This window comes from Pseudarthrobacter sp. NPDC092439, from assembly GCF_044754945.1.
Taxonomy (GTDB): domain Bacteria; phylum Actinomycetota; class Actinomycetes; order Actinomycetales; family Micrococcaceae; genus Arthrobacter.
Genome location: NZ_JBIVQB010000003.1, coordinates 293,830 through 315,633, shown reverse-complemented (window position 1 = coordinate 315,633; position 21,804 = coordinate 293,830). Strand labels below are relative to the sequence as shown.

The 21,804-nt window shown below is 67.6% G+C and carries 19 protein-coding genes; 10 read left to right on the top strand and 9 right to left on the bottom strand.

The features are described 5' to 3' along the window. Positions 1-98: 98 nt before the first annotated feature. The 3 genes from ACIQCM_RS09500 to ACIQCM_RS09490 all read right to left on the bottom strand — a co-directional run bounded on the left by ACIQCM_RS09500 (position 99) and on the right by ACIQCM_RS09490 (position 2,884). Positions 99-1,526 (bottom strand): class II fumarate hydratase, encoded by a 1,428-nt coding sequence (locus ACIQCM_RS09500; RefSeq protein WP_400605852.1) that lies wholly within the window; start codon positions 1,524-1,526, stop codon positions 99-101. A gap of 85 nt (positions 1,527-1,611) precedes the next feature. Further along, the gene (locus ACIQCM_RS09495) at positions 1,612-2,226 is read right to left on the bottom strand and encodes a carbonic anhydrase (protein WP_400605854.1); all 615 of its coding nucleotides are present in this window, start codon (positions 2,224-2,226) and stop codon (positions 1,612-1,614) included. Between the two features lie 10 nt (positions 2,227-2,236). Continuing rightward, positions 2,237-2,884, bottom strand: a complete 648-nt coding sequence (locus ACIQCM_RS09490; RefSeq protein ID WP_400606406.1) for a DUF4245 domain-containing protein — start codon at positions 2,882-2,884, stop codon at positions 2,237-2,239. Positions 2,885-3,151: 267 nt separating this feature from the next. Between ACIQCM_RS09490 and glpX the strand changes: the two genes are divergently transcribed. Beyond that, complete coding sequence (glpX, locus tag ACIQCM_RS09485; RefSeq protein ID WP_400605856.1) at positions 3,152-4,174, top strand: class II fructose-bisphosphatase; 1,023 nt, start codon at positions 3,152-3,154, stop codon at positions 4,172-4,174. A gap of 97 nt (positions 4,175-4,271) precedes the next feature. Beyond that, positions 4,272-5,309 carry a lipid II:glycine glycyltransferase FemX gene (locus ACIQCM_RS09480; RefSeq protein WP_400605859.1) on the top strand — a complete coding sequence of 346 codons (1,038 nt, stop codon included), beginning with the start codon at positions 4,272-4,274 and terminating at the stop codon, positions 5,307-5,309. A 34-nt stretch (positions 5,310-5,343) separates the two neighbouring features. Here ACIQCM_RS09480 and manA read toward each other — a convergent pair whose 3' ends face one another. The 4 genes from manA to ACIQCM_RS09460 are packed head-to-tail and all read right to left on the bottom strand — an operon-like array spanning position 5,344 to position 10,005. Next, the gene (gene manA, locus ACIQCM_RS09475) at positions 5,344-6,591 is read right to left on the bottom strand and encodes a mannose-6-phosphate isomerase, class I (RefSeq protein WP_400605860.1); all 1,248 of its coding nucleotides are present in this window, start codon (positions 6,589-6,591) and stop codon (positions 5,344-5,346) included. A 33-nt stretch (positions 6,592-6,624) separates the two neighbouring features. After that, on the bottom strand, positions 6,625-8,274 hold the full coding sequence (locus tag ACIQCM_RS09470) for an LCP family protein (protein ID WP_400605863.1): 1,650 nt from the start codon (positions 8,272-8,274) through the stop codon (positions 6,625-6,627). A 10-nt stretch (positions 8,275-8,284) separates the two neighbouring features. Then, the gene (gene purE / locus ACIQCM_RS09465) at positions 8,285-8,860 is read right to left on the bottom strand and encodes a 5-(carboxyamino)imidazole ribonucleotide mutase (protein ID WP_400605865.1); all 576 of its coding nucleotides are present in this window, start codon (positions 8,858-8,860) and stop codon (positions 8,285-8,287) included. Further along, on the bottom strand, positions 8,857-10,005 hold the full coding sequence (locus ACIQCM_RS09460) for a 5-(carboxyamino)imidazole ribonucleotide synthase (RefSeq protein WP_400606408.1): 1,149 nt from the start codon (positions 10,003-10,005) through the stop codon (positions 8,857-8,859). The genes purE and ACIQCM_RS09460 overlap by 4 nt, the downstream gene beginning before the upstream one ends. A 220-nt stretch (positions 10,006-10,225) precedes the next feature. Between ACIQCM_RS09460 and ACIQCM_RS09455 the strand changes: the two genes are divergently transcribed. After that, a complete protein-coding gene (locus tag ACIQCM_RS09455) occupies positions 10,226-10,774 on the top strand; it encodes a GtrA family protein (protein ID WP_400605867.1) in 549 nt (182 codons plus the stop codon). 14 nt (positions 10,775-10,788) lie between these two features. Here ACIQCM_RS09455 and ACIQCM_RS09450 read toward each other — a convergent pair whose 3' ends face one another. Then, the gene (locus ACIQCM_RS09450; protein WP_400605869.1) at positions 10,789-11,487 is read right to left on the bottom strand and encodes a TIGR03089 family protein; all 699 of its coding nucleotides are present in this window, start codon (positions 11,485-11,487) and stop codon (positions 10,789-10,791) included. 302 nt (positions 11,488-11,789) lie between these two features. Here ACIQCM_RS09450 and ACIQCM_RS09445 point away from each other — a divergent pair, with 302 nt between their 5' ends. From ACIQCM_RS09445 to ACIQCM_RS09435, 3 genes are read left to right on the top strand one after another with little or no spacing between them, the layout of a single operon-like run. Then, positions 11,790-12,320 (top strand): WhiB family transcriptional regulator, encoded by a 531-nt coding sequence (locus ACIQCM_RS09445; protein ID WP_400605871.1) that lies wholly within the window; start codon positions 11,790-11,792, stop codon positions 12,318-12,320. Between the two features lie 29 nt (positions 12,321-12,349). Then, positions 12,350-15,706 carry a glycosyltransferase gene (locus ACIQCM_RS09440; RefSeq protein ID WP_400606410.1) on the top strand — a complete coding sequence of 1,119 codons (3,357 nt, stop codon included), beginning with the start codon at positions 12,350-12,352 and terminating at the stop codon, positions 15,704-15,706. After that, entirely contained in the window at positions 15,699-17,381 is a 1,683-nt protein-coding gene (locus ACIQCM_RS09435) for a DUF5719 family protein (RefSeq protein WP_400605873.1), read from the top strand. Before ACIQCM_RS09440 ends, ACIQCM_RS09435 begins: the two co-directional genes overlap by 8 nt. Positions 17,382-17,471: 90 nt before the next feature. Here the strand turns inward: ACIQCM_RS09435 and ACIQCM_RS09430 are convergent, their stop codons facing one another. Continuing rightward, positions 17,472-17,984, bottom strand: a complete 513-nt coding sequence (locus ACIQCM_RS09430; RefSeq protein WP_400605875.1) for a metallopeptidase family protein — start codon at positions 17,982-17,984, stop codon at positions 17,472-17,474. Between the two features lie 116 nt (positions 17,985-18,100). On the opposite strand from ACIQCM_RS09430, the gene ACIQCM_RS09425 reads away from it, so the two are divergent. From ACIQCM_RS09425 to ACIQCM_RS09410, 4 genes are all read left to right on the top strand, one after another. Further along, on the top strand, positions 18,101-18,490 hold the full coding sequence (locus ACIQCM_RS09425) for a DUF3499 domain-containing protein (RefSeq protein WP_400605877.1): 390 nt from the start codon (positions 18,101-18,103) through the stop codon (positions 18,488-18,490). 78 nt (positions 18,491-18,568) lie between these two features. After that, positions 18,569-18,808 carry a Trm112 family protein gene (locus tag ACIQCM_RS09420; protein ID WP_400605878.1) on the top strand — a complete coding sequence of 80 codons (240 nt, stop codon included), beginning with the start codon at positions 18,569-18,571 and terminating at the stop codon, positions 18,806-18,808. Between the two features lie 88 nt (positions 18,809-18,896). Next, complete coding sequence (ahcY, locus tag ACIQCM_RS09415) at positions 18,897-20,363, top strand: adenosylhomocysteinase (RefSeq protein WP_400605880.1); 1,467 nt, start codon at positions 18,897-18,899, stop codon at positions 20,361-20,363. A gap of 63 nt (positions 20,364-20,426) precedes the next feature. Next, positions 20,427-21,662 (top strand): Ig-like domain-containing protein, encoded by a 1,236-nt coding sequence (locus tag ACIQCM_RS09410; RefSeq protein WP_400605882.1) that lies wholly within the window; start codon positions 20,427-20,429, stop codon positions 21,660-21,662. Positions 21,663-21,804: the final 142 nt, after the last annotated feature.

Below are 21,804 nucleotides of genomic sequence, written 5' to 3'. Positions count from 1 at the left end.
GCCTTCCCAAAAACTCCAGCGACGACGACGGCCGCCCGCCTTCGTCCGAAGGTTGGCGGCCGCCGTCGTACTTTATTTGTTCCCCGGAGAGGGAGAGGCTAGGCCTTGTGGGCCGGGGAGGTCATGGTGGTGACGTCCAGGGCCCTGTCGAGGTCGGCCTCGGAGACCTTGCCTTCACCTTCGCCGACGAAGCCAAGCTTCTCGGTCGCCTGGCGAACGGTGAGGCCTTCGGCCACGGCGGTCTTGGCGATCTTGGCCGCGTTTTCGTAACCGATGAACTTGTTCAGCGGCGTGACGATGGACGGTGAGGCCTCGGCGAGGAAGCGCGCGCGTTCCACGTTTGCGGTGATGCCGTCGATCATCTTGTCTGCCATGACGCGGCTGGTGTTGGCCAGCAGGCGGACGGACTCGAGCAGGTTGGCGGCCATGACGGGGATGCCGACGTTGAGCTCGAAAGCGCCGTTGGTGCCCGACCAGGCGATGGCGGTGTCATTGCCGATGACCTGGGCGCAGACCATGATGGACGCCTCGCAGATTACCGGGTTGACCTTGCCGGGCATGATCGAGGAACCGGGCTGGAGGTCCGGGATGGCGATTTCGCCGAGGCCGGTGTTGGGGCCGGATCCCATCCAGCGGAGGTCGTTGTTGATCTTCATGAAGGAGATCGCGATGTTGCGCAGCTGGCTGGAGGCCTCGATCAGGCCGTCGCGGTTGGCCTGGGCCTCGAAGTGGTCGCGGGCCTCGGTCAGCGGCAGGCCGGTGTCCGTGGCGAGGAGCTCAATGACGCGCTCGGGGAAGCCCGCCGGGGTGTTGATTCCCGTGCCGACGGCGGTGCCGCCCAGCGGGACCTCCGCAACGCGGGGGAGAGAGACGTTGATGCGCTCGATACCGTAGCGGACCTGTGCCGCGTAGCCGCCGAACTCCTGGCCCAGTGTCACGGGGGTGGCGTCCATAAGGTGGGTCCGGCCGGACTTGACCACGTCCTTGAATTCAACGGCCTTGCGCTCCAGCGACTCGGCCAGGTAGCCCAGGGCGGGGATAAGGTCGTTGATCAGCGCAGAAGTGGCGGCAACGTGGACGGAAGTCGGGAATACGTCGTTGGAGGACTGCGAGGCGTTGACGTGGTCGTTCGGGTGGACCACCTTGTCGCTGCCGGCGGCCTTCAGCGAACGGGTGGCCAGCTCGGCCAGGACCTCGTTCGTGTTCATGTTCGAGGAGGTGCCCGAACCGGTCTGGAAAACATCGATGGGGAAATCGCCGTCGTACTTGCCCCCGGCAACCTCGTCGGCTGCCTCTGCAATCGCCTTGGCCAGCTCGCCATCGAGCACGCCCAGTTCAGCGTTGGCCAGGGCGGCAGCCTTCTTGACCCGGGCCAGCGCCTCGATGTGGGCGCGTTCCAGGGTCTTGCCGGAAATCGGGAAGTTCTCCACTGCCCGCTGCGTCTGCGCGCGGTACAGTGCGTTCACGGGGACGCGGACTTCGCCCATCGTGTCATGTTCAATGCGGAACTCTTCAGTGGAAGTCATGGGCCTAGCTTAGGACGCACCGGGGCCGCATCGAAAACCGTTAAGAGGGTGCCGCGGGCGGCCCTGGAGCCGCCCGCAGCACCGGCTACAGCTCGCCGATTCCGGAAACGAGGTGCGCCTGGCCGTCAGCCAGGCTGTAGGAAAGGCCGATCACGGCGGTGCGGCCGGTTTCGATTGCGTCCGAAATCACACGCGAGCTGTCCACCAGCCGGTGCGAGGTCTGCTTGACGTGTTCCACCACCATGTCATTGACCTCGGTTTCGTCGTTGCGCAGCGAGGTCAGGACCGAGGGCGTGATCCGTTCCACCAGGTCGCGAATGAAGCCCGCCGGCATCTCTCCGGTCTCCACCGCGGACTTCGTGGCCATCACGGCACCGCAGCTGTCGTGTCCCAGGACCACGATCAGCGGCACGTTCAGGACACCGACGCTGTACTCCAGGGAGCCGAGGACGGCGTCGTCGATCACCTGGCCGGCGGTGCGCACCACGAAGACGTCACCCAGCCCGACGTCGAAGATGATTTCAGCGGCCAGCCTCGAATCCGAGCAGCCGAAGATCACGGCGAAGGGATTCTGCGTTTCCACGAGCGACGAGCGGCGGGACGCGTCCTGGTTGGGGTGCGAGGATTCGCCGTTGACAAAGCGTTCGTTGCCTTCGCGCAGGCGGCGCCAGGCCAGAGCAGGGGTGAGATAAGTTGTCACGGCCCCAACTTTACGGCGTCGGGCTGGCCGCGGGGGAAACTGTGACTGCCGCGTTGCTGTCCATGGATTTCACGACGGCGTCTGCCAGGACCGCGAATTCGTCCAGGCGGGCGGCACCCGAAAGGACGACAGTGGTTCCGCGGTAGTCCAGGACCATGGACTTCTCGCCTTTTCCGGTGTCCCGGAGTTCCCATTCCTGGCCGCCTGCGGCCCGGGTCCCGGTGACCGGGGCGTTGCGGGTCTGCTGCAGGAGCCAGGTGGGGTTCGCCTTGCTGGTCTGCACCAGCCCGATGAAGGATTCCTTCGGGGTGAGGAAGCCAACCTCCCAGGTGGGCACCCCGTTGCCGGTGCCGGCTTCCCAGCGCGCGTAGTTCGGCCGGAAGCCTTCGCCCGCATCCGGTGCCGCGGGTGTGAATCCCGCCACGCCGGCGGCATTCCGGGCTGTTGCGGCCACGTCCACGTTAGGGCGGTAACCGTCCGACTTGGGCGCGGGATTCATCAGCACGATGGGCAGGAAGGCGGCGATGCTCAGCAGCAGGGCAATGCCCATGCCGATCACGGAGGCGTTGGCGCGCTTGGCCGCGGCGGCGGCAATCACGGGCTTGGCTGGGGGTGCCGGGCGGGCGGCTTCGGGACCGGTGGGGGCCTTTTCCTGCATATCGTTCACCCTTCCATAGTCGCCCATGCCGCCGTTGAACTCACATTCGGGCGCCCTGTTCACAGCCGGAGGAGGCAGTGCAGTGGGGCCGGCCGCGGGCGGGGAGGGGACCGCACCAGCCCGCACATTGCGCGGTTGCGTCATCCGCGGCCCGGCGGCGGTCGCCCCCGACTATGATCGATAGCAGAGGAATCACCGCGCTGCTGCACCGGCGGGCGGGTTCAATGATCGCCACTCGAAGAAGAGGTTCACGTGTCACCAGCGTCCATGACCCAGAAGTACTCCACGATCTCACCATCCCTTGCTGTGGGCAACGACGAGCCGGACCGCAACCTTGCCCTCGAACTCGTCCGGGTCACCGAGGCCGCAGCCATTGCCGGCGGACACTGGGTGGGCTTCGGTGACAAAAACACCGCCGACGGCGCAGCCGTGGACGCCATGCGATCCTTCCTGCAGACGGTCCACTTCAACGGCGTCGTGGTCATCGGCGAAGGCGAAAAAGACGAAGCCCCCATGCTGTTCAACGGTGAACGCGTGGGCGACGGCACCGGCCCCGAGGTGGACGTGGCCGTTGACCCGATCGACGGCACCCGCCTGACCGCCCTGGGCATCAATAACGCTCTTGCCGTCCTGGCGGTGGCAGAGCGCGGCTCCATGTTCGACCCCTCCGCAGTGTTCTACATGGAGAAGCTGGTCACCGGCCCGGAAGCGGCGGACATGGTGGACCTCCGCCTGCCCGTAAAGCAGAACCTGCACCTGATTGCCAAAGCCAAGGGCGTCAAGGTCAACCAGCTGAACGTCATGATCCTGGACCGTGACCGCCACCGCCCGCTGGTGGAGGAAATCCGCGAGGCCGGCGCGCGCACAAAATTCATCATGGACGGCGACGTGGCCGGCGCCATTGCCGCCGCCCGTTCCGGCACCGGCGTGGACGCCCTGATGGGCATCGGCGGCACCCCGGAGGGCATCGTTGCGGCCTGTGCCATCAAGTCGCTGGGCGGCGTCATCCAGGGCCGTCTCTGGCCCACCAGCGACGAAGAGAAGCAGAAGGCCATCGACGCCGGCCATGACCTTGACCGGGTGCTGTCCACCAACGACCTGGTCTCCAGCGACAACTGCTACTTCGCGGCCACCGGCATTACGGACGGCGACCTCCTCAAGGGCGTCCGCTACTCCAAGGACAAGGTCCTGACCCAATCCATCGTGATGCGTTCCAAGTCCGGCACCATCCGCTTCGTAGACGGCGAGCACCAGGCCAGCAAGTGGGAGGGCTACGCCCGCAAGAACTGACCGCTCGTCAGATTCCATGGCACGGCAACCGGTCCCCGGCAGCGCAGCGGCGCTGCCGGGGACCGGCGCGTTAAAGCGTTGGTATAGGGTTTATGCCATGAATCCTGCTGTTGTGCCTTGTACTGACCGCGCCCTCTGGGATGGCCACGTCGACCAGTTCGAAGGGCACCCGCAGCAGCTGTGGGGCTGGGGCGAAACCAAGGCCATGCATGGCTGGTCCGTGGACCGCGTCCAGGTCACCGAAGGTGGAGCCACCATCGGCGCCGCCCAGCTGCTCATCCGCCAGCTGCCCGTTCCGTTCCGCGCGCTGGCGTACATCCCCCGGGGACCCATGTGCGCGCCCGAGCACGCAGCGACAGTCCTGGACCGGCTGGCCGAGCACGCCGCCGTGCGGCACCGCGCCGTGGCCCTAAGCATCGAGCCTGACTGGGACAGGGACTCGGACTTTGCGGCAGCCGTGTCTTCGGCCGGCTTCCGCGGGACGGCCAACACCGTACTGATTCCCCGCACCCTCATCCTGGACCTGACCCGCACGGACGATGAGCTGATGGCGGAGATGTCGAAGTCCACCCGGGCCAACATCCGCAAGGCCATGCGCAGCGACGTGGAGTTCCGCAGGATCCGGGACGATGCCGAGCTGGAGCAGGTCCTCGCCGTCTACCACGAGACCGCAGACCGTGCCGGTTTCGGCATCCATGAGGACCAGTACTACCGGGACATCTTCCGGAACATGGGTGACGGATCACCCATCATTGGAGCGTTCGACGGCGGCAACCTCCTTGCGTTTGTCTGGCTCGCCAGGAGCGGGGCAACAGCGTTCGAACTGTATGGTGGCGTCTCGGCCGAGGGGCAGAAGCAGCGCGTGAACTACGGAGTCAAGTGGGCTGCACTGCAGGCCATGCGGGAAGACGGCTGCAAGCGCTACGACTTCAACGGGCTCCTCAACGACGGCATCAGCGACTTCAAGAAGCAGTTCGCCAAGCACGAAAACATGCTGATGGGCACCTGGGACAAGCCACTGTCCCCGTTCTACCCGGCGTACTCCACTGCCATGCCCCTGGCGCGCAAGGGACTGCAGGCAGCCCGGAAGCTGCTCAAGACCGTGGCCGCCCGGATCCGTCCCGCCTCCCGGTAGTCACACAGCCTGGCAGGCCGTCACAGCCCGGCGGTCACAACCCCGTAGTGACAGCGAAGGCCAGCGCGGGCCCGGTGCTGCCGGCGGCGAGGTGGACATTGACGGGCGCCTCGGCGGCCGGCAGGAAGGCGCTGCCGCCACGGGCGAGTTCCAGGTCGCCCTTGGGGGAGTCCAGGTACACGGCACCGGAAACCACGATCACCACGGCTGCCCCGGACTGGGCCAACGGCACAGGGCCGTCCTCGGGGCCGAGCTCTATCCGCTGGAGCTGGAACTCCTCGAACGGCGGCCGGAACAGTTCCTGGTCCAGGACGGTCCGTTCGGCCGCGAGCATCGGGACGGCGACGGGCTGGAAGTCGATGGTCCGCAGCAGTTCCGGCACGTCCACGAACTTCGGCGTCAGGCCGCCGCGCAGGACGTTGTCCGAGGACGCCATGACCTCCACGCCCAGCCCGTGCAGGTAGGCGTGGACGTTCCCTGCGGGCAGGTAGACGGCCTCGCCCGGACCCAGTGAAATCCGGTTGAGCAGCAGGGAGATCATGACGCCCGGGTCGCCGGGGTACTTTTCGTTCAGACTGACCACGGTGGCCAGTTCGGCCTGGTAGGGAGCCAATGCTGCGCCGGATTTCAGCAGCGAGGCCACCTGGTCCGTAGCCGCCGCTACGTCTTCCCCGCCGGTGATCAGCCGCCTGAAGGCCCGCTGCAGCGCCTCGCTGTCACCGCCTCCGGACAGGTCCTCAAGCAGCCCGGCGAGTACGGCGGGAACCGGAGTCCGGGCGGTGCCGAAGCACTGGACCAGGTGGTCAAGGATGCGCCGTGTATCCGCCGCCGGCCGGAACCCGCACAGCGCCTCGAACGGGGTGAGGGCGAAGATCATTTCCGGCTTGTGGTTGTCATCGCGATAGTTGCGGTTGGCAGCGTCAGCGGGCAGGCCTGCGTCGTTCTCCCTGGCGAACCCCTCCCGTGCCTGCTCGAGGCTCGGGTGTACTTGGAGGGACAGCGGCTCCGAGGCGGCCAGGACCTTGGCCAGGAACGGCAGCCGCGGCCCGAAGCGTGCCACGGATTCGGCCCCGAGGAAGTAATCTGGGTCCCTGCCGATCAGGGCGTCCAAGGGGGTGTCGGTGCCGTCCTCCGGAACGTGCGCCACGGACGGCGAGCCGGAGTGTGCACCGATCCACAGCTCAGCCTCCGGACGCCCCGACTCGGGCCGTCCCAGCAAGGCGGCGATCGCCGTCGTCGAACCCCATGCGTAGTCCCGGAGGACGTTTTCGAGCTGGTACAAATTCTGTTCCGTTCGCTAGGTGGGAAGGGCCGGCTACAGCGGCGCGCACTGGCCGTTGGTGGCTACGAGCTGGCGGATGGCTTCTTCATTGCCTTCGCTCTTGAGCTGCTCCAGCATCGCTTCGGTGATGGGCTCGCCGGCCGGCGTGGTGGTCACCGGGGTGAAGTCCGACGGCGGGGGAGACTGCTGGGCGGCAGCCCCGTCCGCCGGCGCCCACGCGGGGGCACGGAATGCGGCCGCCTGCAGCCGGCCGCCGGTGGCCGCGGGCTCCACGATGCCGTCCCCGGGGGCCGCGGCCGGTTCGGCTTTGCCAGACGCTGAGGCCAGCAGTTCATCCACGCGGCGATGGATCTCGTCGAAGTCGGGCACCGTGGAGAAGGACGCGTCGAAGTCCGGCGGCCCTATGGTCATGCGTTTGACGTCCTGCCCCTTCGCCTTGATGGCAAGGTTCACGAAACTGCCCAGCTGGGAGGAGGAAATGTTGGATTCCACCACCTTGGTTCCGGCGTTGGCGATGTCCTCGAACTTGGCCAGAAGCGTGGTGGGATCCAATTGGCGCAGCATGGCCTGCTGGACGCACTGCTGCCGCTGGATGCGCGCGTAGTCGTCCACATATTCGCGGGACCGCCCGTACCAAAGTGCCTGTTCGCCGGTCAGTGTCTGCTCGCCTGCCGGGATCCAGCCCAGCGGTTTGCCGTGGGTTTGGGTGTAATCGTCAAAGTAGCCGCTCATGGGCACCCATCCACCGGCCTTGATCCGGATCCCGCCCATGGCGTCGATAAGGGAGGAGAACCCTTCCATGTCCACGAGGACGTACGCCTGCACGGTGAGGCCCAGTGTCCCGGACACTGCCTCAAGCGTGGCCTGGGCTCCCGGGTCGGTGACGCCGGGGTAGAGGTCGGCGTGTTCGTTGGTCACCTCTGTGTTGATGGCATTGATCAGGCATTCATCGCCGCAGTTGTAGCCCTCGGGGTAGATTTCCCGCATGGGCGATCCTTCGGCGAACTGGGCGTTCTGCAGGTTGCGGGGGACCGAGATGATGGCGGTCTGGCCGGTCTCGGCGTCAACGCTGAGCACTGAGAGGCTGTCCGGACGGCGTCCCGTGCGGTCCTCGCCGGCGTCGCCGCCCATCATCAGGAAGTTGTAGCGGCCGTCCACGGGATCGATGGCCGGGCCGGACGAGAAGATGCTGCCGATGGCGTTCCGGCTGACGTTGAGCAGGTAGGCGGCATATCCCAGCGATCCGCTTCCCAGCACCATGGCAAAGACGAGGGAAACCACGACGGCGGGGCGCATCGGCGGCCTGAGCAGTACCGGGCGGATGATCCGAAGCGTGTTGATGAACAGCGCGGTCCACCCCACGGCCAGGGCAGCAAGCAGCACGATGATCGCCAGCGACGCCGCCGGGTTGCTCAGGATGTTGATGAGCAGCGACCGGTTGACCAGCAGGAGGAGCAAGGCCAGCGCAACCACTGCCCAGGCGGTCAGCGTCACGCGCAGCGCAGCCCGGCCCAGCCGGCGGTCGCCGGCTACCAGCTGCGCACTGCCCGGCACCAGGAGCGTCATGAGGACAAGGACGAAGGCGCGCTTGGTACGGATCGGCTGGGAGGCGCTGACCGGGTACCGGACCGGATCGGTCATGCCGGTGTCGGACGCGGACTGGGGGACCTTGCTGCTGGACATGGGCGGGGTCCTAATGGCTGCCCCGGAGGCCGTTGCCTTCGGCGAAGACCTCGCTGACTTTTTGGCGGAGGCTGGCGCCCTTACGGCTGGCCACGGCGTTGAGGTCCGCGGCGAACTCCTGCAGATCCGAGCGCAGTGACGCGGCGAGCTCATCCGTGCCCGCGGCCAGCATCCGCACGGCCAGGAGGCCCGCGTTGCGTGCGCCGCCAATCGACACGGTGGCCACCGGCACGCCGGCGGGCATCTGCACGATGGACAGCAGGGAGTCCATGCCGTCCAGGGTCTTGAGCGGAACAGGAACGCCGATCACGGGCAGCGGGGTGACGCTGGCCAGCATGCCCGGCAGGTGGGCGGCGCCGCCGGCCCCCGCGATAATGACGCGCAGGCCGCGCTCGTGCGCGGTCTGGCCGTATCGGATCATCTCGGTGGGCATCCGGTGCGCGGAGACCACGTCCGCTTCGAAGGGAATGCCGAACTCAGCCAGTGCTTCTGCGGCGGCTTCCATGACGGGCCAGTCGGAGTCGGACCCCATGACGAGTCCTGCCAGCGGGGCGGCTGCGGAGTTCCCTGCGGCCTGGGCGTTCATGCGTTCTCCTCGAAAGTGGCTGCCGGTTCTTCTGCGGGCATCTTGCCGTCCCGGATGATGCCCGCCACGATGGTGGCGCGGCGGCGGACCGAGTCGACCTCCGCCGTCGACGGTCCGGCCAGGTTTACGTGGCCGATCTTCCGGCCCGGGCGCACGGACTTGCCGTAGCAGTGCACCTTGGCCGCGGGTTCAGCGGCCAGGGCGGCCGGGTAGGCGGCAAACAGATCCTGGTTCTCGCCGCCCAGGAAATTCTTCATGACGACGACCGGCGCCAGGACGTCCGTAGCGCCCAGCGGAAGATTCAGGACCGCGCGGAGGTGCTGCTCGAACTGGCTGGTGACGGAGCCGTCCTGCGTCCAGTGGCCGGTGTTGTGCGGGCGCATGGCGAGCTCGTTGACCAGGAAACCCGCGCCCGTGCCAGGGGTTTCAAAGAGCTCCACGGCCAGCACGCCGGTGACGCCCAGTTCCGCCGCGATGCGCAGGGCGGCGTCCTCGGCGGCCGCGGCAACCTCCACCGGGATGTCCAGGGCGGGGGCGATGACCTCGTCGCACACGCCGTCCACCTGGATGGTGTGGACCACGGGCCAGGCGCGGGCTTCGCCGTCCGGAGTGCGGGCCACGAGCGCGGACAGTTCGCGGGTGAACTCCACCTTGGCCTCGGCCAGCAGCGGGCTCATGGCCTCGAACCAGTCTGCGGTGTCCGCCGCTTCCTCTGCGGAGGAAATGATCCGGACGCCCTTGCCGTCGTAGCCGCCGCGGGGTGTCTTCAGTACAACCGGCCAGCCGATGCTCTCCCCGAAGGCCATCAGGGCGGCTACGTCGGCCACCGACGCCCACTCGGGGTTGGGAAGTTCGAGCCGGTCGATCGCTGCACGCATTACCAGCTTGTCCTGGGCGTGGACCAAGGCATCCGGGCCGGGCTGGACGTTGACGCCGGCTTCCTGGAGTGCCCGCAGGTGCGCGGTGGGAACGTGCTCGTGGTCGAACGTCATGACGTCCAGGCCCTGGGAGAATTCGAGGAGGGTCTGCAGGTCCTTGTAGTCGCCCACGGGCGAGGAAGACACTGCGGAGACCGCGGAAACATCGTCACCTTCGGCAAGGACACGCAGCTCGAAGCCGAGAGCGGTAGCTGCCGGGGCCATCATTCGGGCGAGCTGTCCGCCGCCAACCACACCTATCACTGGAAAAGTCACATGGGCCAGCCTACCCAAGAGTGCCGGATTCACGCCCTTTGGGGCGGCAATGCCCCGGAATTTCCTGTTGCGTGCTCCGGGGTTTGCAGCTCCGCCGGTCCGTCCCGCGCTTTGGGGGCTAAAATGGGCCTCTGGCCGAGTGGCCCTTTAGTTCGTACGGCCATGGAGGGTCATGTTTAGCGCACTTGCAGATCGGATCCGGGGCCTTGCCTCGCTTTTTTGGCGCGAGGTGGCAAAGTTCGGCGCCGTCGGCGGTGTGGCGTTCGTCATCGATAACGGTCTGACGTATTACCTCATGCACGGGCCGATGTCGGACAGTGAAGCGAAAGCCCGCTTTGTGGGCGCCACCGTGGCCACCGTCTTCTCCTGGATCGCCAACCGGCTCTGGACGTTCCGGCACCGCCGGCAGGCCAACGTGGCCCGCGAATTCCTCATGTTCGTCCTCATTAACGGGATCGGTATTGGCATTTCCACCGGCTTCACTGCCCTGGCCAAGTACGGCATGGGCATCACGGACAAGAACATGCTGTTCTTCGCCGGCGTGGCGGGCATCCTGGTGGCAACAGTGGTGCGGTTCTTCGCTTACCGCTTCCTGGTGTTCAACAACGAACTGGATGCCGAGCCGGAGTTCTCCCACGACCACGAACTCATTGAGCTGCATCCGCACCGCGAACCCGCGGCGGCCCCCGAACCGCAGCACGGCATGGAGGAAACCCGCTGACCTGCTGAGCCGGCCTAACTGCCGTGGATGCGTTCGGCGGCGAGCAGCTTCTCCGTCAGTGCCGCATCCGCATGGGTAAGCACCACTGAACCGTCACGCTCCCAGGCGCCCAGGGCGTTGGCCAGCGCCGGCTCCAGGCCCTCCGCGGCAGCCACGTGGAGCCTGGCGCCGTCCTCGTGGCCGGCCGCGAAGCCGGTCAGCAGGTCCCGGTGCCGGTACTCGGTGCCGTCTGCGCCCACGAGCGCGCGCGAATCCGGGTCCGGATCCGAATGCGCCATGAACACGTCCCCGTGGGAGCGCACTTCCGCGGCATAGTCCAGGCAGCCGGCCGCGAGCGCACCCGGCCACCGCATGGCCAGCGCGGGAAGCGCGACGGCGATAACGGCGTCGTGCGTCCCGTCCGCCGCTTCGGGACGGCTGGTGGCCAGGAACTCAGCCTCCCCGCTGCCCAGGACGGTTTCCAGTCCCACCTGCCAGCCGGCCAGCGCCCATACCAGGGCCTTCCAATGGGCCGGCAAATCCAGCCGGAGGCGCATCCCCGGTTCGGCGTCGAGTTCGTCCTGCAGGAGGTTGGCGGTCTTGGCAACCCAGTTGTCCAGGACCCGTCCGGAGAGCTCCACCCGCTCGGAGTCCGGCCCGTACCAGGTCAGCCGCGGGGCGGTGGAGTTGCCTGAACGGAGCCGGGCCATGAGGTCTCTCGCGGGAATAGTCATGGCTCCATCCTGCCACCCGCCCCGGGTGCGGGTCACGGCGCGCAGGCAGGGAATTTGGGCGCCCGGCGGGTGTGATCTTCGTCTCGTACGCTGACGGCCGCGGCCCGCCGGTCGAAGCCCCGAAAAAGTCCGGGCGTGGCGTGCATCCGTAAACGGGGAGGGATTGATTATTATCCCGGGACGGCTTGACTCGCCCTAGTTACACGCGTGTAATTAGAGATCTAAGGCAGCTGCCTAATTGCCGGCACACAACCGAGTGTCCACGCAGAAGGGCAGGCGCCGCAACACAGGAGGGTCGCCACATGGGGCAGGCAGAGCTTATCCAGGAAGATGCCGCAGTAGCCGGTCAGGCCACCGCGAAATACCGTGCACGGGGGGTGCCGGGGGATTGGTATATCGACCCCGCCGACCCCCTCGCTGCCGAGCGGTTCAACAAGAACGTGGAAGGGGCCCTGGAGGACCAGGCCACCGCGTTCCTGGCCGCCCACGAGGCTTTCCTGGACGGGGGCGACGAGCCGGAGGAGAATCTGGATCCGCCCATGGAGCTTGCCGCAGGCGCAGGCCAGCCCGTGTGGATCGGTCTGCCGCTTCAGCAGGACTTCGACGATGAAGGCGAACTTGGCTGGCAGACGGACGCGCTGTGCGCCCAGACGGATCCGGAGGCGTTCTTTCCCGAAAAGGGAGGTTCCACCCGTGACGCCAAGAAGGTCTGCGGCGCATGCAACGTCCGCTCGCAGTGCCTGGAATACGCACTGGCAAACGACGAGCGGTTCGGTATTTGGGGAGGCCTGTCCGAGCGTGAACGCCGGCGGCTGAGGAAGCGAGCACTCTAATTCACCAGGAAGTACACGTCACCGCCGTGGTGGTCGCACACAACGGCAGTGACTATCTCCCCAGAACCCTGGCGGCCCTGGCGGACCAGACGCGTCCGGCGGACCGCGCCGTCGGCGTTGATGCCGCGTCCTCGGATGATTCGCTGGTCCTCCTGGAACAGTCGCTCGGTCGGCCCAATGTCATCAGCACTTCACGTGCAAAGGGAGGCATGGGGGCGGCGGTTTCCGCCGGGCTCTCGGCCTCCGCTCCGTGGTCCGGCTCCGCTGCGGGACGCACCGAATGGATCTGGCTGCTCCACGACGACGCGGCGCCACATCCTGACGCCCTCGCGGAACTGCTGGGCGCCGTCGAACGCGCGCCTTCGGTCACGGTTGCCGGCTGCAAGCAGCTGGACTGGCACATGGAGCGGCGCCTGATCGACGTCGGGCTCTCCACCAGCCGCTGGGCGGAACGGCTGACGCTCATCGATGCCGAGGAAATGGACCAGGGCCAGTATGACGGCCGGAGCGACACCTTTGCGGTGAACTCCGCGGGCATGCTGGTCCGCCGTGACGTCTGGGAGCAGCTGGGAGGGTTCGACCCCGCACTGCCCGGCAGCGGCGACGACGTGGACTTCTGCTGGCGCAACCGCCTCGCAGGACACCGCGTGGTGGTGGTGCCCAGCGCCCGGATGTACCACGTGGCGCACCGGCCTCACGGCCTGGGCAGTCCGGCGGCCGCCAGGAAGGCCCAGATCCACCTGAGGCTCAAGCATGCGCCCCTCTGGATGGTTCCGGTGCACGCCGCCGGCGCCTTCGTCGGCAGTCTGGTCCGTCTGGTCTTCGGCGTGCTGGTCAAGGATCCCGGGCACGGATTTGCCCAGATGCTCGCCACCTGGGCTGCACTGGGCCGGCCCCGGGCCATCGCCAGGGCACGTGCCGCCGCACGCAGGACGCGGCGGATCCGGCGCTCCGTGATCCGCAAACTCCAGACGCCCCGCCGCGAGGTCTGGAGCCACAGGCGCTCCCTGATGGAAGCCTTCGGCTCGGATACTGCCGGCGACGATCTTGAACAGGACCCCTTGGCTCTCCAGCCCAGCGGGGACTCCGCGGACGACTTCGCAGCACTCGCCACCACCAGGCGCGGCTGGGTGGGAAACGGGGCCGTCGCAGCAGCCGGGATCGGGACGGTGGCCTCCGTGCTTGCGCTGGGCGGCCTTTTCCGCGCCGAAGCTGCCTCCGGCGGCGCCCTGACTCCTGTCTCGGCAGGCCTGGGGGAGATTTGGCAGCACGCCTCGAGTTGGTGGATCCCGGCGGGGGCCGGGCTACCTGGCCACGGAGACCCGTTCGGTTACGTGCTCTGGCTCCTGGGAGTGCTGGGCGGCGGTAACGCCAACGCGGCCATCGTATGGCTGCTGCTCCTGGGCACGCCGTTGTCCGCTTTGACGGCATGGTTTGCCGCGGGCTCCCTTACCGACCGACGCCGGCTTCGCCTGATTGCTGCGCTTTGCTGGGCAGCCGCTCCGGCGCTGCAGGCGGCCCTGAACCAAGGGCGTGCAGGAGCCCTGATTGTCCACATCCTGCTGCCGCTGCTTGTCCTGGCGCTCCTCCGGGCCACCGGATCAGTCGCAGGGCACGGCCGGTTCGCGCTGCCCGCGGCCGAGCCGCCTCCGGTCAAACCGGGGGTCAACGGCACGCCGTCCTGGACGGCCGCGGCCGCCGCCGGTCTGGTCCTCGCCGTGATTACCGCGTCGGCGCCGTCGCTGCTTCTGCCCTCCGCGGCGGTCATTGCCCTGTGCAGCATGGTGCTGCGCCGGCGCGGCCGGACGCTGTGGTGGGCCCTGCTGCCCGCCGCTGCACTGTTCATTCCGTTCGGGCTGTCCGTGCTTGACCGGCCGCGCGCCCTCCTGGCCGACCCCGGCCTGCCCCTTGACTTCGCCGCGGCGCCGCTCTGGCAGCAAGTGCTGGGACAGCCGCTGGCGTTCGATTCCGCAGGCGGGCTGCGTGGACTTTCCCTGTTCCCGCCGGGCGGTCCGCCCTGGGCGCTCATTCTGGCGCTCCTGGTGGGACTGCCCGTACTGGCCTTAGCTATGGCCGGCCTTTTCGTTCCCGGCCGGCGGGCGCTCCTGGCCCGCGCTCTGTGGGTTGCAGGGATTATATTCCTGGCCGGCGGATGGCTGGCCGGCCACGTTGCCACGGGGCTCAACGCTGACGCCCTGGTTTCGCCGTTCAGCGGCCCGGCCGTTTCGGCCACCACGTTGGCGCTGCTGGGCGCTGCCCTGATCGGTGCGGAATACCTGCTGGCCCGCGCCCATCGCCTTGACCAGCCGGGCCGTCGCCGGCTCGCCGCCAGGTCCGCCGTGGCGCTGGCCACGCTGGTCCTCGTGGCCGGCCCGCTGGCCGGCATGGCGGCATGGTCCGCCCAAAGCCTGCTGCGTCCGCCCAGTGCCGCGGCGCTGCAGGATCCGGAGGCGGCAACTGAGACTGCCGTCCAGCAGGCGGGCGCCGCGCGGACTGATACAGGCCCGGGACCGTTGGGCGCCGCCCCGCTGGTGGAAGCCACCGGCACCCGGACGCTGCCCGCTACGGCCATCGACAGGGGCACCGGGCCGGAACAGACCCGGACACTGCTCATCAGCACCCGGCAGGACGGCGGGTTCGAGGCCAGCCTGGTCAATGGCGCCGGAACCAGCCTTGACAGCCTCTCCACCATCGCCGCAGCCCGGAACATCATGGGCGCCCCGGGCACGGAAGCGGTCCGCGAAGACGACGCCGCCACTGCCGCCCTCCGCCGCGTGGTGGCCACCCTCGTGGCAGGGCAGGGCGTGGATCCACGCGAAGACCTGGAACAGCTGGGCGCCGGTTTCGTGGTGCTGCGGTCCGCGGACACCGCCGCTCAGCTGACGGCCAGCCGGCTGGATGCGGTACCGGGCCTGGCAGCTGTGGGCCAGACGGACGTGGGTTGGCTGTGGCGGGTCACGCCCCTGAACCAGCCGGCCCTGCAGCCAGCGGACATCACCCACAGGGTACGGATCGTGGATGCTGAAGGCGCCGTCATCGCCCTGGTGCCGTCCGCCCCGCAGAGCGTGGACGCTCCGGTGGAGACAGGGCCGGAAGGACGCCTGGTGGTACTGGCCGAACGGGCCGACCCGGGATGGAGTGCCTGGCTGGACGGGCGAAAGCTGACCGCCACGACGTCGGGCTGGTCCCAGGCATTCACGCTGCCGCCGTCCGGCGGCCAGCTCACCATCCGCTACCAGAACCCCTGGGCGGCGTGGTCCGCCGTAGGCCAGGCCGTTGTCATCGGCCTGACGGTGCTGCTGGCCATTCCCATGCCTGCCCGCCGCGTCCGGACCGGTCTGTCACGTGATGAGGGCTCCCTGCGTAAGGAACACCAGAATGCATGAGCACACCGGATCCCCGGCGGCAGCGGAGCACAAACCTGCAGCCGGCGACGATACGTCCCGGGGGAACCTTCCGACACCCGGCGCAAAGCAGTCGGGGGGCGAAAAGCGGGCGCGGAAAGCCGTCGTCGGAAGCGTGGCCTCGGCCCTGCTGGTGCTGGCCGGCGCCGGGGCCGTGGTCGTTGCGGGATCGGCCCTTCCGCCGGTGGAATCCAGCCGAACCGTTCCCCCCGCTGCAGCAGCCGTTCCGGCCGGAGCAAGCCAGGGGGTATGCGCGGGTCCGGCGCGCCTGCTCGAAGGGACCCAAGCCGGCACGGACCCCCAGTTCAGTCCGGAATCAGCAACCGCCGCCACCTCCGTGACGGGCGCGGTGCTGAGCGCTGCCGGTGTACTGCCGCCCAGCCGCCTGGCAGGGCTGGACGGCAGGACCACCGTGGAACTGGCCAAGGCCGGGGACAAAGCGGCGGCGGAGCAACGGGCCCAGAATCTCCTGGCCGGCGTGGTGGCAGCCCGTCCGGTCACCGGCCCAAGCGTCCTGACCGCTGATCCGCTGGCCAACCAACAGGCGTCGGCGGCCGGAGCGATGAAGTTTTCCGCTACGGACGGTGACCTTCAGGGCTCCGCTGCCGCGAACTGCCTGCGGCCATCGAACGACCAATGGCTTGCAGGGGCCAGCACTACCGTGGGCAGGACCTCCGTGCTGGTCCTGACCAACGCTTCCTCCACGCCGGCAACGGTCAGCCTGGAACTCTTTGGCAAAGCAGGCCGTATCCAGGCGCCGGGCAGCCGCGGCCTGCTGGTGGCACCCAAGACCACGCGCTCTGTGGTCCTTGCCGGCCTGGCGCCCGCCGAAGCGCAACTTGCCGTGCATGTGCGCAGCACGGGCGGCCCGGTTGCAGCCGTGATCCAGCAGAGCACCCTGCGCGGACTCACACCGGGCGGACTCGACTTCATAGCGCCGGGTGCGGCGCCCGCGGTGCGGCAGGTCATGCCCGGCGTGGACATCCAGGACCCTGCCGGGATTGAATCACTCCTGGAGAACACCGGCTACGAAGATGCGGGTCCGGTGCTCCAGTTGACCGTCCCCGGCCCGTCCGACGCCGTAGTGGAGGTCAAACTGCTGGGGCGGGACGGGGAGAAGACCCTGCCCGCGGGCGGAGTGGTTACGGCCAAAGCAGGAGCAGTCACGGAAGTCTCGCTCGCAGGCGTCCCCGCCGGCCAATACACCGTTTCGGCGTCCTCTGACGTGTCCTTCGTCGCCACGGCCCGCATGGGGCGCGGGCTGAAAGCAGGCACTGCCTCGGATATGGCATGGGCCCCTTCCGGGCTGCGGCTCGGGAGCCAGCACGTGGTCCCTGTTCCGCCTGGCGGTACCCGCCGACTGGTGTTTGGGGTGCTGGACACCCGGGCCACCATTACGTACGCCGCCATCACGGCGGACGGCAAGGTACACGCACCCGAATCGGCTGACATTGCCGGCGGCACGACGGCGGCCGTTACCGTGGCGGAGAAGGTGGCCGGCTCAGGCGTGGTGGGCTACGTGGTATCCGCCTCCGGCGATGCCGCCTACGGATCCGTTGTGATCTATGGCGCGGACGGACGAAACGACATTTCTGCTCTGGGCCTGTTGCCAGCCGCGGCGGGCCAGGAGACGGTGCCGGTGAGAGTTGGCTACTGAGTGATGCCGGCAGCGGCGGATTTTTTGTGGGCCCGCAGTTCAGTTAGTGCCCGCAGTTCAGTAGTGCCCGAAGTTCAGTAGGTGCGCAGTTCAGTAGCGGCGCCGGTATACCGGGTCCAGGGTCTCGGGGGCGACGCCGAGCATCTCGGCGGTGTATTCGACCACAACGTCGTGCACCAGGTCCTGGAGTTCCTCCAGGCTGGAACATGCCTGCTCCACCACCCGGCGGTAGACCGTGATCATGGGCCCTTCGCCGCCTGACGCGGGCGTGTATGCGCCCATCGGTGCCGTGGCCGAGTCCGCCGCAAGTCGTTCCAGGTCCGGCGGGATTTCGTCCACTCCAAACCGGACGCCGTCCAGCGTGCGGCCCCAGATGTCGTGGAGACGCTGCGCCGAATCGAGGACCAGGTCGTCGAACCGGTCGGACCGCGTGCGGTAGCCCGGGTGGGTGGGAAGCATGATTTCGCCGCGCAGGCCGCGGCCGTGGCGGTTGCGCCTCCGCCGGGCAAAGCTGCGGACCTGGCCGGCAGTTCCCGGATCCGTGCCGGCATCCGGGTCAGCCAACCGGACCGTAAAGCGTGATTCATGGTTCGATGACTGCATACATTGACTGTAAACCCGGCCGCAGCAATGCGCGATATACCGGGCGGCAGCCACACCGGGCCGTTTCCGAGGGCAATGCAGGGCTTTGTCACGCGCAGGCAGTACGCTGGGATGTCGTGGGAGCTATCCGTCAGTGTTCAAGATCTGCCTGCCGCCAGTCAGCGGTAGCCACCCTGACGTATGTCTACGCAGACTCCACCGCCGTCCTGGGGCCGTTGGCCACCTACGCTGAACCGCATTGTTACGATTTGTGCGCCCAGCATGCAGATTCGCTGACCGTGCCCCGCGGCTGGGAAGTGATGCGCCTGGCAATGCCCACCACCCCGCAGCAGCCGGGACCGGATGACCTTTTGGCCCTCGCCAACGCGGTGCGGGAAGCCGCGGCCCGCCCGGCCCGCGCCCCGGAGCCCCAGGGGCAGCGGGGAGCCCCGGAGGCCATCGATGCCCCCGCCACCCAGGACGGCGTCCGGCGCGGCCACCTGAGGGTGCTGCGCGAACCTTCCTGATGCCCATGTGACGGTAGGCTGGAATCTGAACACCAGTCCGCTACCGGCGCCTGCGCGCCCGTCTGGGAGCACGAAGAAATGCCAAAGATTACGCCTGCCCTCATCTCCGTCCTGCGATGCCCCGTGACGGGCTCCGCCCTGGTCCAGGAGGGCGAGGAACTGGTGGCCACGGCGTCGGACGCTTCAGGCAGGAAGCCGCGCTACGCGATCGAGGACGGAATCCCGCTGCTCCTGCCGCCCGAACTCATGGCTGCTGCCAGCGCCGCGGGCTCGGACCAGCACGACGCCGCCGCCGGCACGGCGCCGGGACCCGCCTAGCCAGACAACCCGCACATAACCGGGCGCCGCCGTCGGCGTCCAAAACCCCGGGCGGACCCTGCCGCCGGGCCGAACAAAGGACCCACCCATGGCTTTTGATTACAAAGTTGCCGACATCTCCCTGGCGGAGGCCGGACGGCACCAGATCCGCCTGGCGGAGCACGAGATGCCCGGCCTGATGTCGCTGCGCGAAGAGTTCGGTCCAACCCAGCCGCTCAAGGGCGCCAGGATTGCCGGTTCCCTGCACATGACGGTGCAGACCGCCGTGCTCATCGAAACCCTCACTGCACTGGGTGCCGAGGTCCGCTGGGCCTCGTGCAACATCTTCTCCACCCAGGACGAGGCCGCCGCGGCCGTTGTGGTGGGCAAGGGCACGCCCGAGGACCCGCAGGGCGTTCCCGTGTTCGCCTGGAAGGGCGAGACGCTGGAGGAGTACTGGTGGACTGCCGAGCAGATCCTCACCTGGCCCGGCGCCGGCTCCAACCCCGAACTGGGACCGAACATGATCCTGGACGACGGCGGCGACGCCACCATGCTGGTGCACAAGGGCGTGGAGTTCGAAGCGGCAGGAAACGTGCCGGCTGCCGGCCCTGAGGATTCCGAGGAATACGCCATCTTCCTGGACGTGATCCGCCGATCCCTGGCAGCAGATCCGCAGAAGTGGACCCGTACGGCCTCCACTATCAAGGGCGTCACCGAGGAGACCACCACGGGCGTCCACCGCCTCTACCAGCTGGCTGAGCAGGGCAAGCTGCTGTTCCCGGCCATCAACGTCAACGATTCCGTCACCAAAAGCAAGTTCGACAACAAGTACGGCATCCGCCATTCGCTGCCGGACGGCATCAACCGTGCCACCGACGTCCTCATGGGCGGCAAGGTCGCCGTCGTCTGCGGTTACGGCGACGTGGGCAAGGGCGCCGCGGAGGCGCTGCGCGGCCAGGGCTCACGTGTCATCGTCACCGAGATCGACCCCATCTGCGCGCTCCAGGCAGCCATGGACGGCTATCAGGTTGCGCGGCTCGAATCGGTCCTGGCCCAGGGCGACATCTTCATCACCACCACGGGAAACAAGGACGTCATCATGGCCGAACACATGGCCGGGATGAAGAACAAGGCCATCGTGGGCAACATCGGACACTTCGACAACGAGATCGACATGGCCGGCCTGGCCCGGGTCCCCGGCATCAGGAAGGTGGAAATCAAGCCCCAGGTCCACGAATGGGTGTTCGAGGAAGGCAGCGACGCTGAGCGGTCCATCATCGTCCTGTCCGAAGGCCGCCTCCTGAACCTGGGCAACGCCACCGGGCACCCGTCGTTCGTCATGAGCAACTCGTTCGCCAACCAGACCATCGCCCAGATCGAGCTGTGGACCAAGAAGGACCAGGACGAGTACGCCCACGAGGTCTATGTCCTGCCCAAGGTCCTGGACGAGAAGGTGGCCCGGCTGCACCTCGATGCCCTTGGCGTGGAGCTGACGGAGCTCAGCAAGGACCAGGCCGAGTACCTGGACATCGACGTGGCCGGCCCCTACAAACCCGAGCACTATCGTTACTAAGAAGTGAGTGACCCGGGTGCCACGTGCACCCGGGTTGTTACTTTCAGCGCCTAGGATCAGAAGATGCAGTCCCAGCCCGGCCGACGCACGGCAACCCTGAAAAAGATCCTGGTCATCGCCGCGGTGTGCCTCCTTGCCGCCGCAGGCGGCGTGTTTGCCGCTGTGGCGCCCGGGCTGGCCGGTCCGTCGCTGGAATCCGAGTCAGTGTCGGCCGTGCGGACTTCGCCCGGAATTGCCACGCCGGTGATTCCACCGATGGCCGCCGAAGCCAGGCCGGCGGACGGCGCCAAGCAGGTGAACCCTGCCGCTCCGGTGTCCCTGCGGGTGGACAACGGCACCATCGAGCGGGTGAGCCTCACCAGCACCTCCGGTGAAACGGTGCCCGGCAGCATCGACGCCGCCGCCACGGGTTGGAAGGCCACTGCTCCGCTGGCATTCAACACGGACTACAGCTACACCTATGTGGTCAAGGACACTGCCGGGCGCGAGACGAGCACCACGCGGTCGTTCAGCACCGTCTCCAGTTCCCATGAGGCGGACGCGGCGATCTATCCGCTGGACGGCATGAAGGTGGGCGTCGGCCAGCCCCTGCAGATCATCTTCAGTGAACCGGTTACCAACCGGGACGCTGTGGAGAAGGCCATCAGCATCACCAGCAGCGCCGGCCAGAAAGGTGCTTTCCACTGGCACAGCGACACCATGGTCCGCTACCGGCCGCAGAACTTCTGGACGGCGAATTCGAAAATCACCATGGACATGAAGCTGTTCGGGGTTGACCTGGGCGGCGGTCAGATCGCCAACTTCAACAAGAAGGTCAACATCGCCATCGGGGACAAGAAGGTGGCCATTGCGGACGCAGCCGCCCACACCTTCACGTTGAGCATCAACGACAAGCCGGTCAAGACCCTCCCGGTCAGCATGGGCGACGAGCGGTTCCCCTCCGCCCGCGGATACGGCGTGCTCATGGAGAAGAAACGGTACGACCACTTCCGTGCCTCGAGCATCGGCCTGAAGCCGGGCGACCCCGCCTACTACGGCAACGTCGACGTGGAATACACCATCCGGCTGACGCTTAGCGGAGCCTACATCCACCAGGCCCTCAAATCGGCCTACCCCTACATCGGCAACAAGAACGTCTCGCACGGCTGCATTGGCTTCGCGCCCGCCGGCGCTGCCTGGGTCTTCGAGAACATGGGCACGGGGGACGTTGTGAACATCATCAACACCAAGGGCGACTACGCCGCCCATGACGACGGTTACGGCGACTGGAATATTCCATGGAGCGAATACGACAACTGACCGGAGGCCCCTCGCCAGGCCGGTGCCATATCGTTGTAAACGGTCCGGGGTGGTCCGCCGCAGGGCATCGCCGACGAACGATAGGCTCGTCAACAGAAAACGGGCGACGGCGGAACACCGCCCGGCGCCAAAACCGACGGAA

Coding starts and splice junctions, on each gene's coding strand:
- ahcY (WP_400605880.1), top strand. CDS start 18,897: ATGGCTTTTGATTACAAAGTTGCCGACATCTCCCTGGCGGAGGCCGGA.
- ACIQCM_RS09435 (WP_400605873.1), top strand. CDS start 15,699: ATGCATGAGCACACCGGATCCCCGGCGGCAGCGGAGCACAAACCTGCA.
- purE (WP_400605865.1), bottom strand. CDS start 8,860: ATGAACGCCCAGGCCGCAGGGAACTCCGCAGCCGCCCCGCTGGCAGGA.
- ACIQCM_RS09410 (WP_400605882.1), top strand. CDS start 20,427: ATGCAGTCCCAGCCCGGCCGACGCACGGCAACCCTGAAAAAGATCCTG.
- ACIQCM_RS09445 (WP_400605871.1), top strand. CDS start 11,790: ATGGGGCAGGCAGAGCTTATCCAGGAAGATGCCGCAGTAGCCGGTCAG.
- ACIQCM_RS09490 (WP_400606406.1), bottom strand. CDS start 2,884: ATGCAGGAAAAGGCCCCCACCGGTCCCGAAGCCGCCCGCCCGGCACCC.
- ACIQCM_RS09460 (WP_400606408.1), bottom strand. CDS start 10,005: ATGATGGCCCCGGCAGCTACCGCTCTCGGCTTCGAGCTGCGTGTCCTT.
- ACIQCM_RS09470 (WP_400605863.1), bottom strand. CDS start 8,274: ATGTCCAGCAGCAAGGTCCCCCAGTCCGCGTCCGACACCGGCATGACC.
- ACIQCM_RS09450 (WP_400605869.1), bottom strand. CDS start 11,487: ATGACTATTCCCGCGAGAGACCTCATGGCCCGGCTCCGTTCAGGCAAC.
- ACIQCM_RS09420 (WP_400605878.1), top strand. CDS start 18,569: ATGCCAAAGATTACGCCTGCCCTCATCTCCGTCCTGCGATGCCCCGTG.
- glpX (WP_400605856.1), top strand. CDS start 3,152: ATGACCCAGAAGTACTCCACGATCTCACCATCCCTTGCTGTGGGCAAC.
- ACIQCM_RS09480 (WP_400605859.1), top strand. CDS start 4,272: ATGAATCCTGCTGTTGTGCCTTGTACTGACCGCGCCCTCTGGGATGGC.
- ACIQCM_RS09500 (WP_400605852.1), bottom strand. CDS start 1,526: ATGACTTCCACTGAAGAGTTCCGCATTGAACATGACACGATGGGCGAA.
- ACIQCM_RS09430 (WP_400605875.1), bottom strand. CDS start 17,984: ATGCAGTCATCGAACCATGAATCACGCTTTACGGTCCGGTTGGCTGAC.
- ACIQCM_RS09455 (WP_400605867.1), top strand. CDS start 10,226: ATGTTTAGCGCACTTGCAGATCGGATCCGGGGCCTTGCCTCGCTTTTT.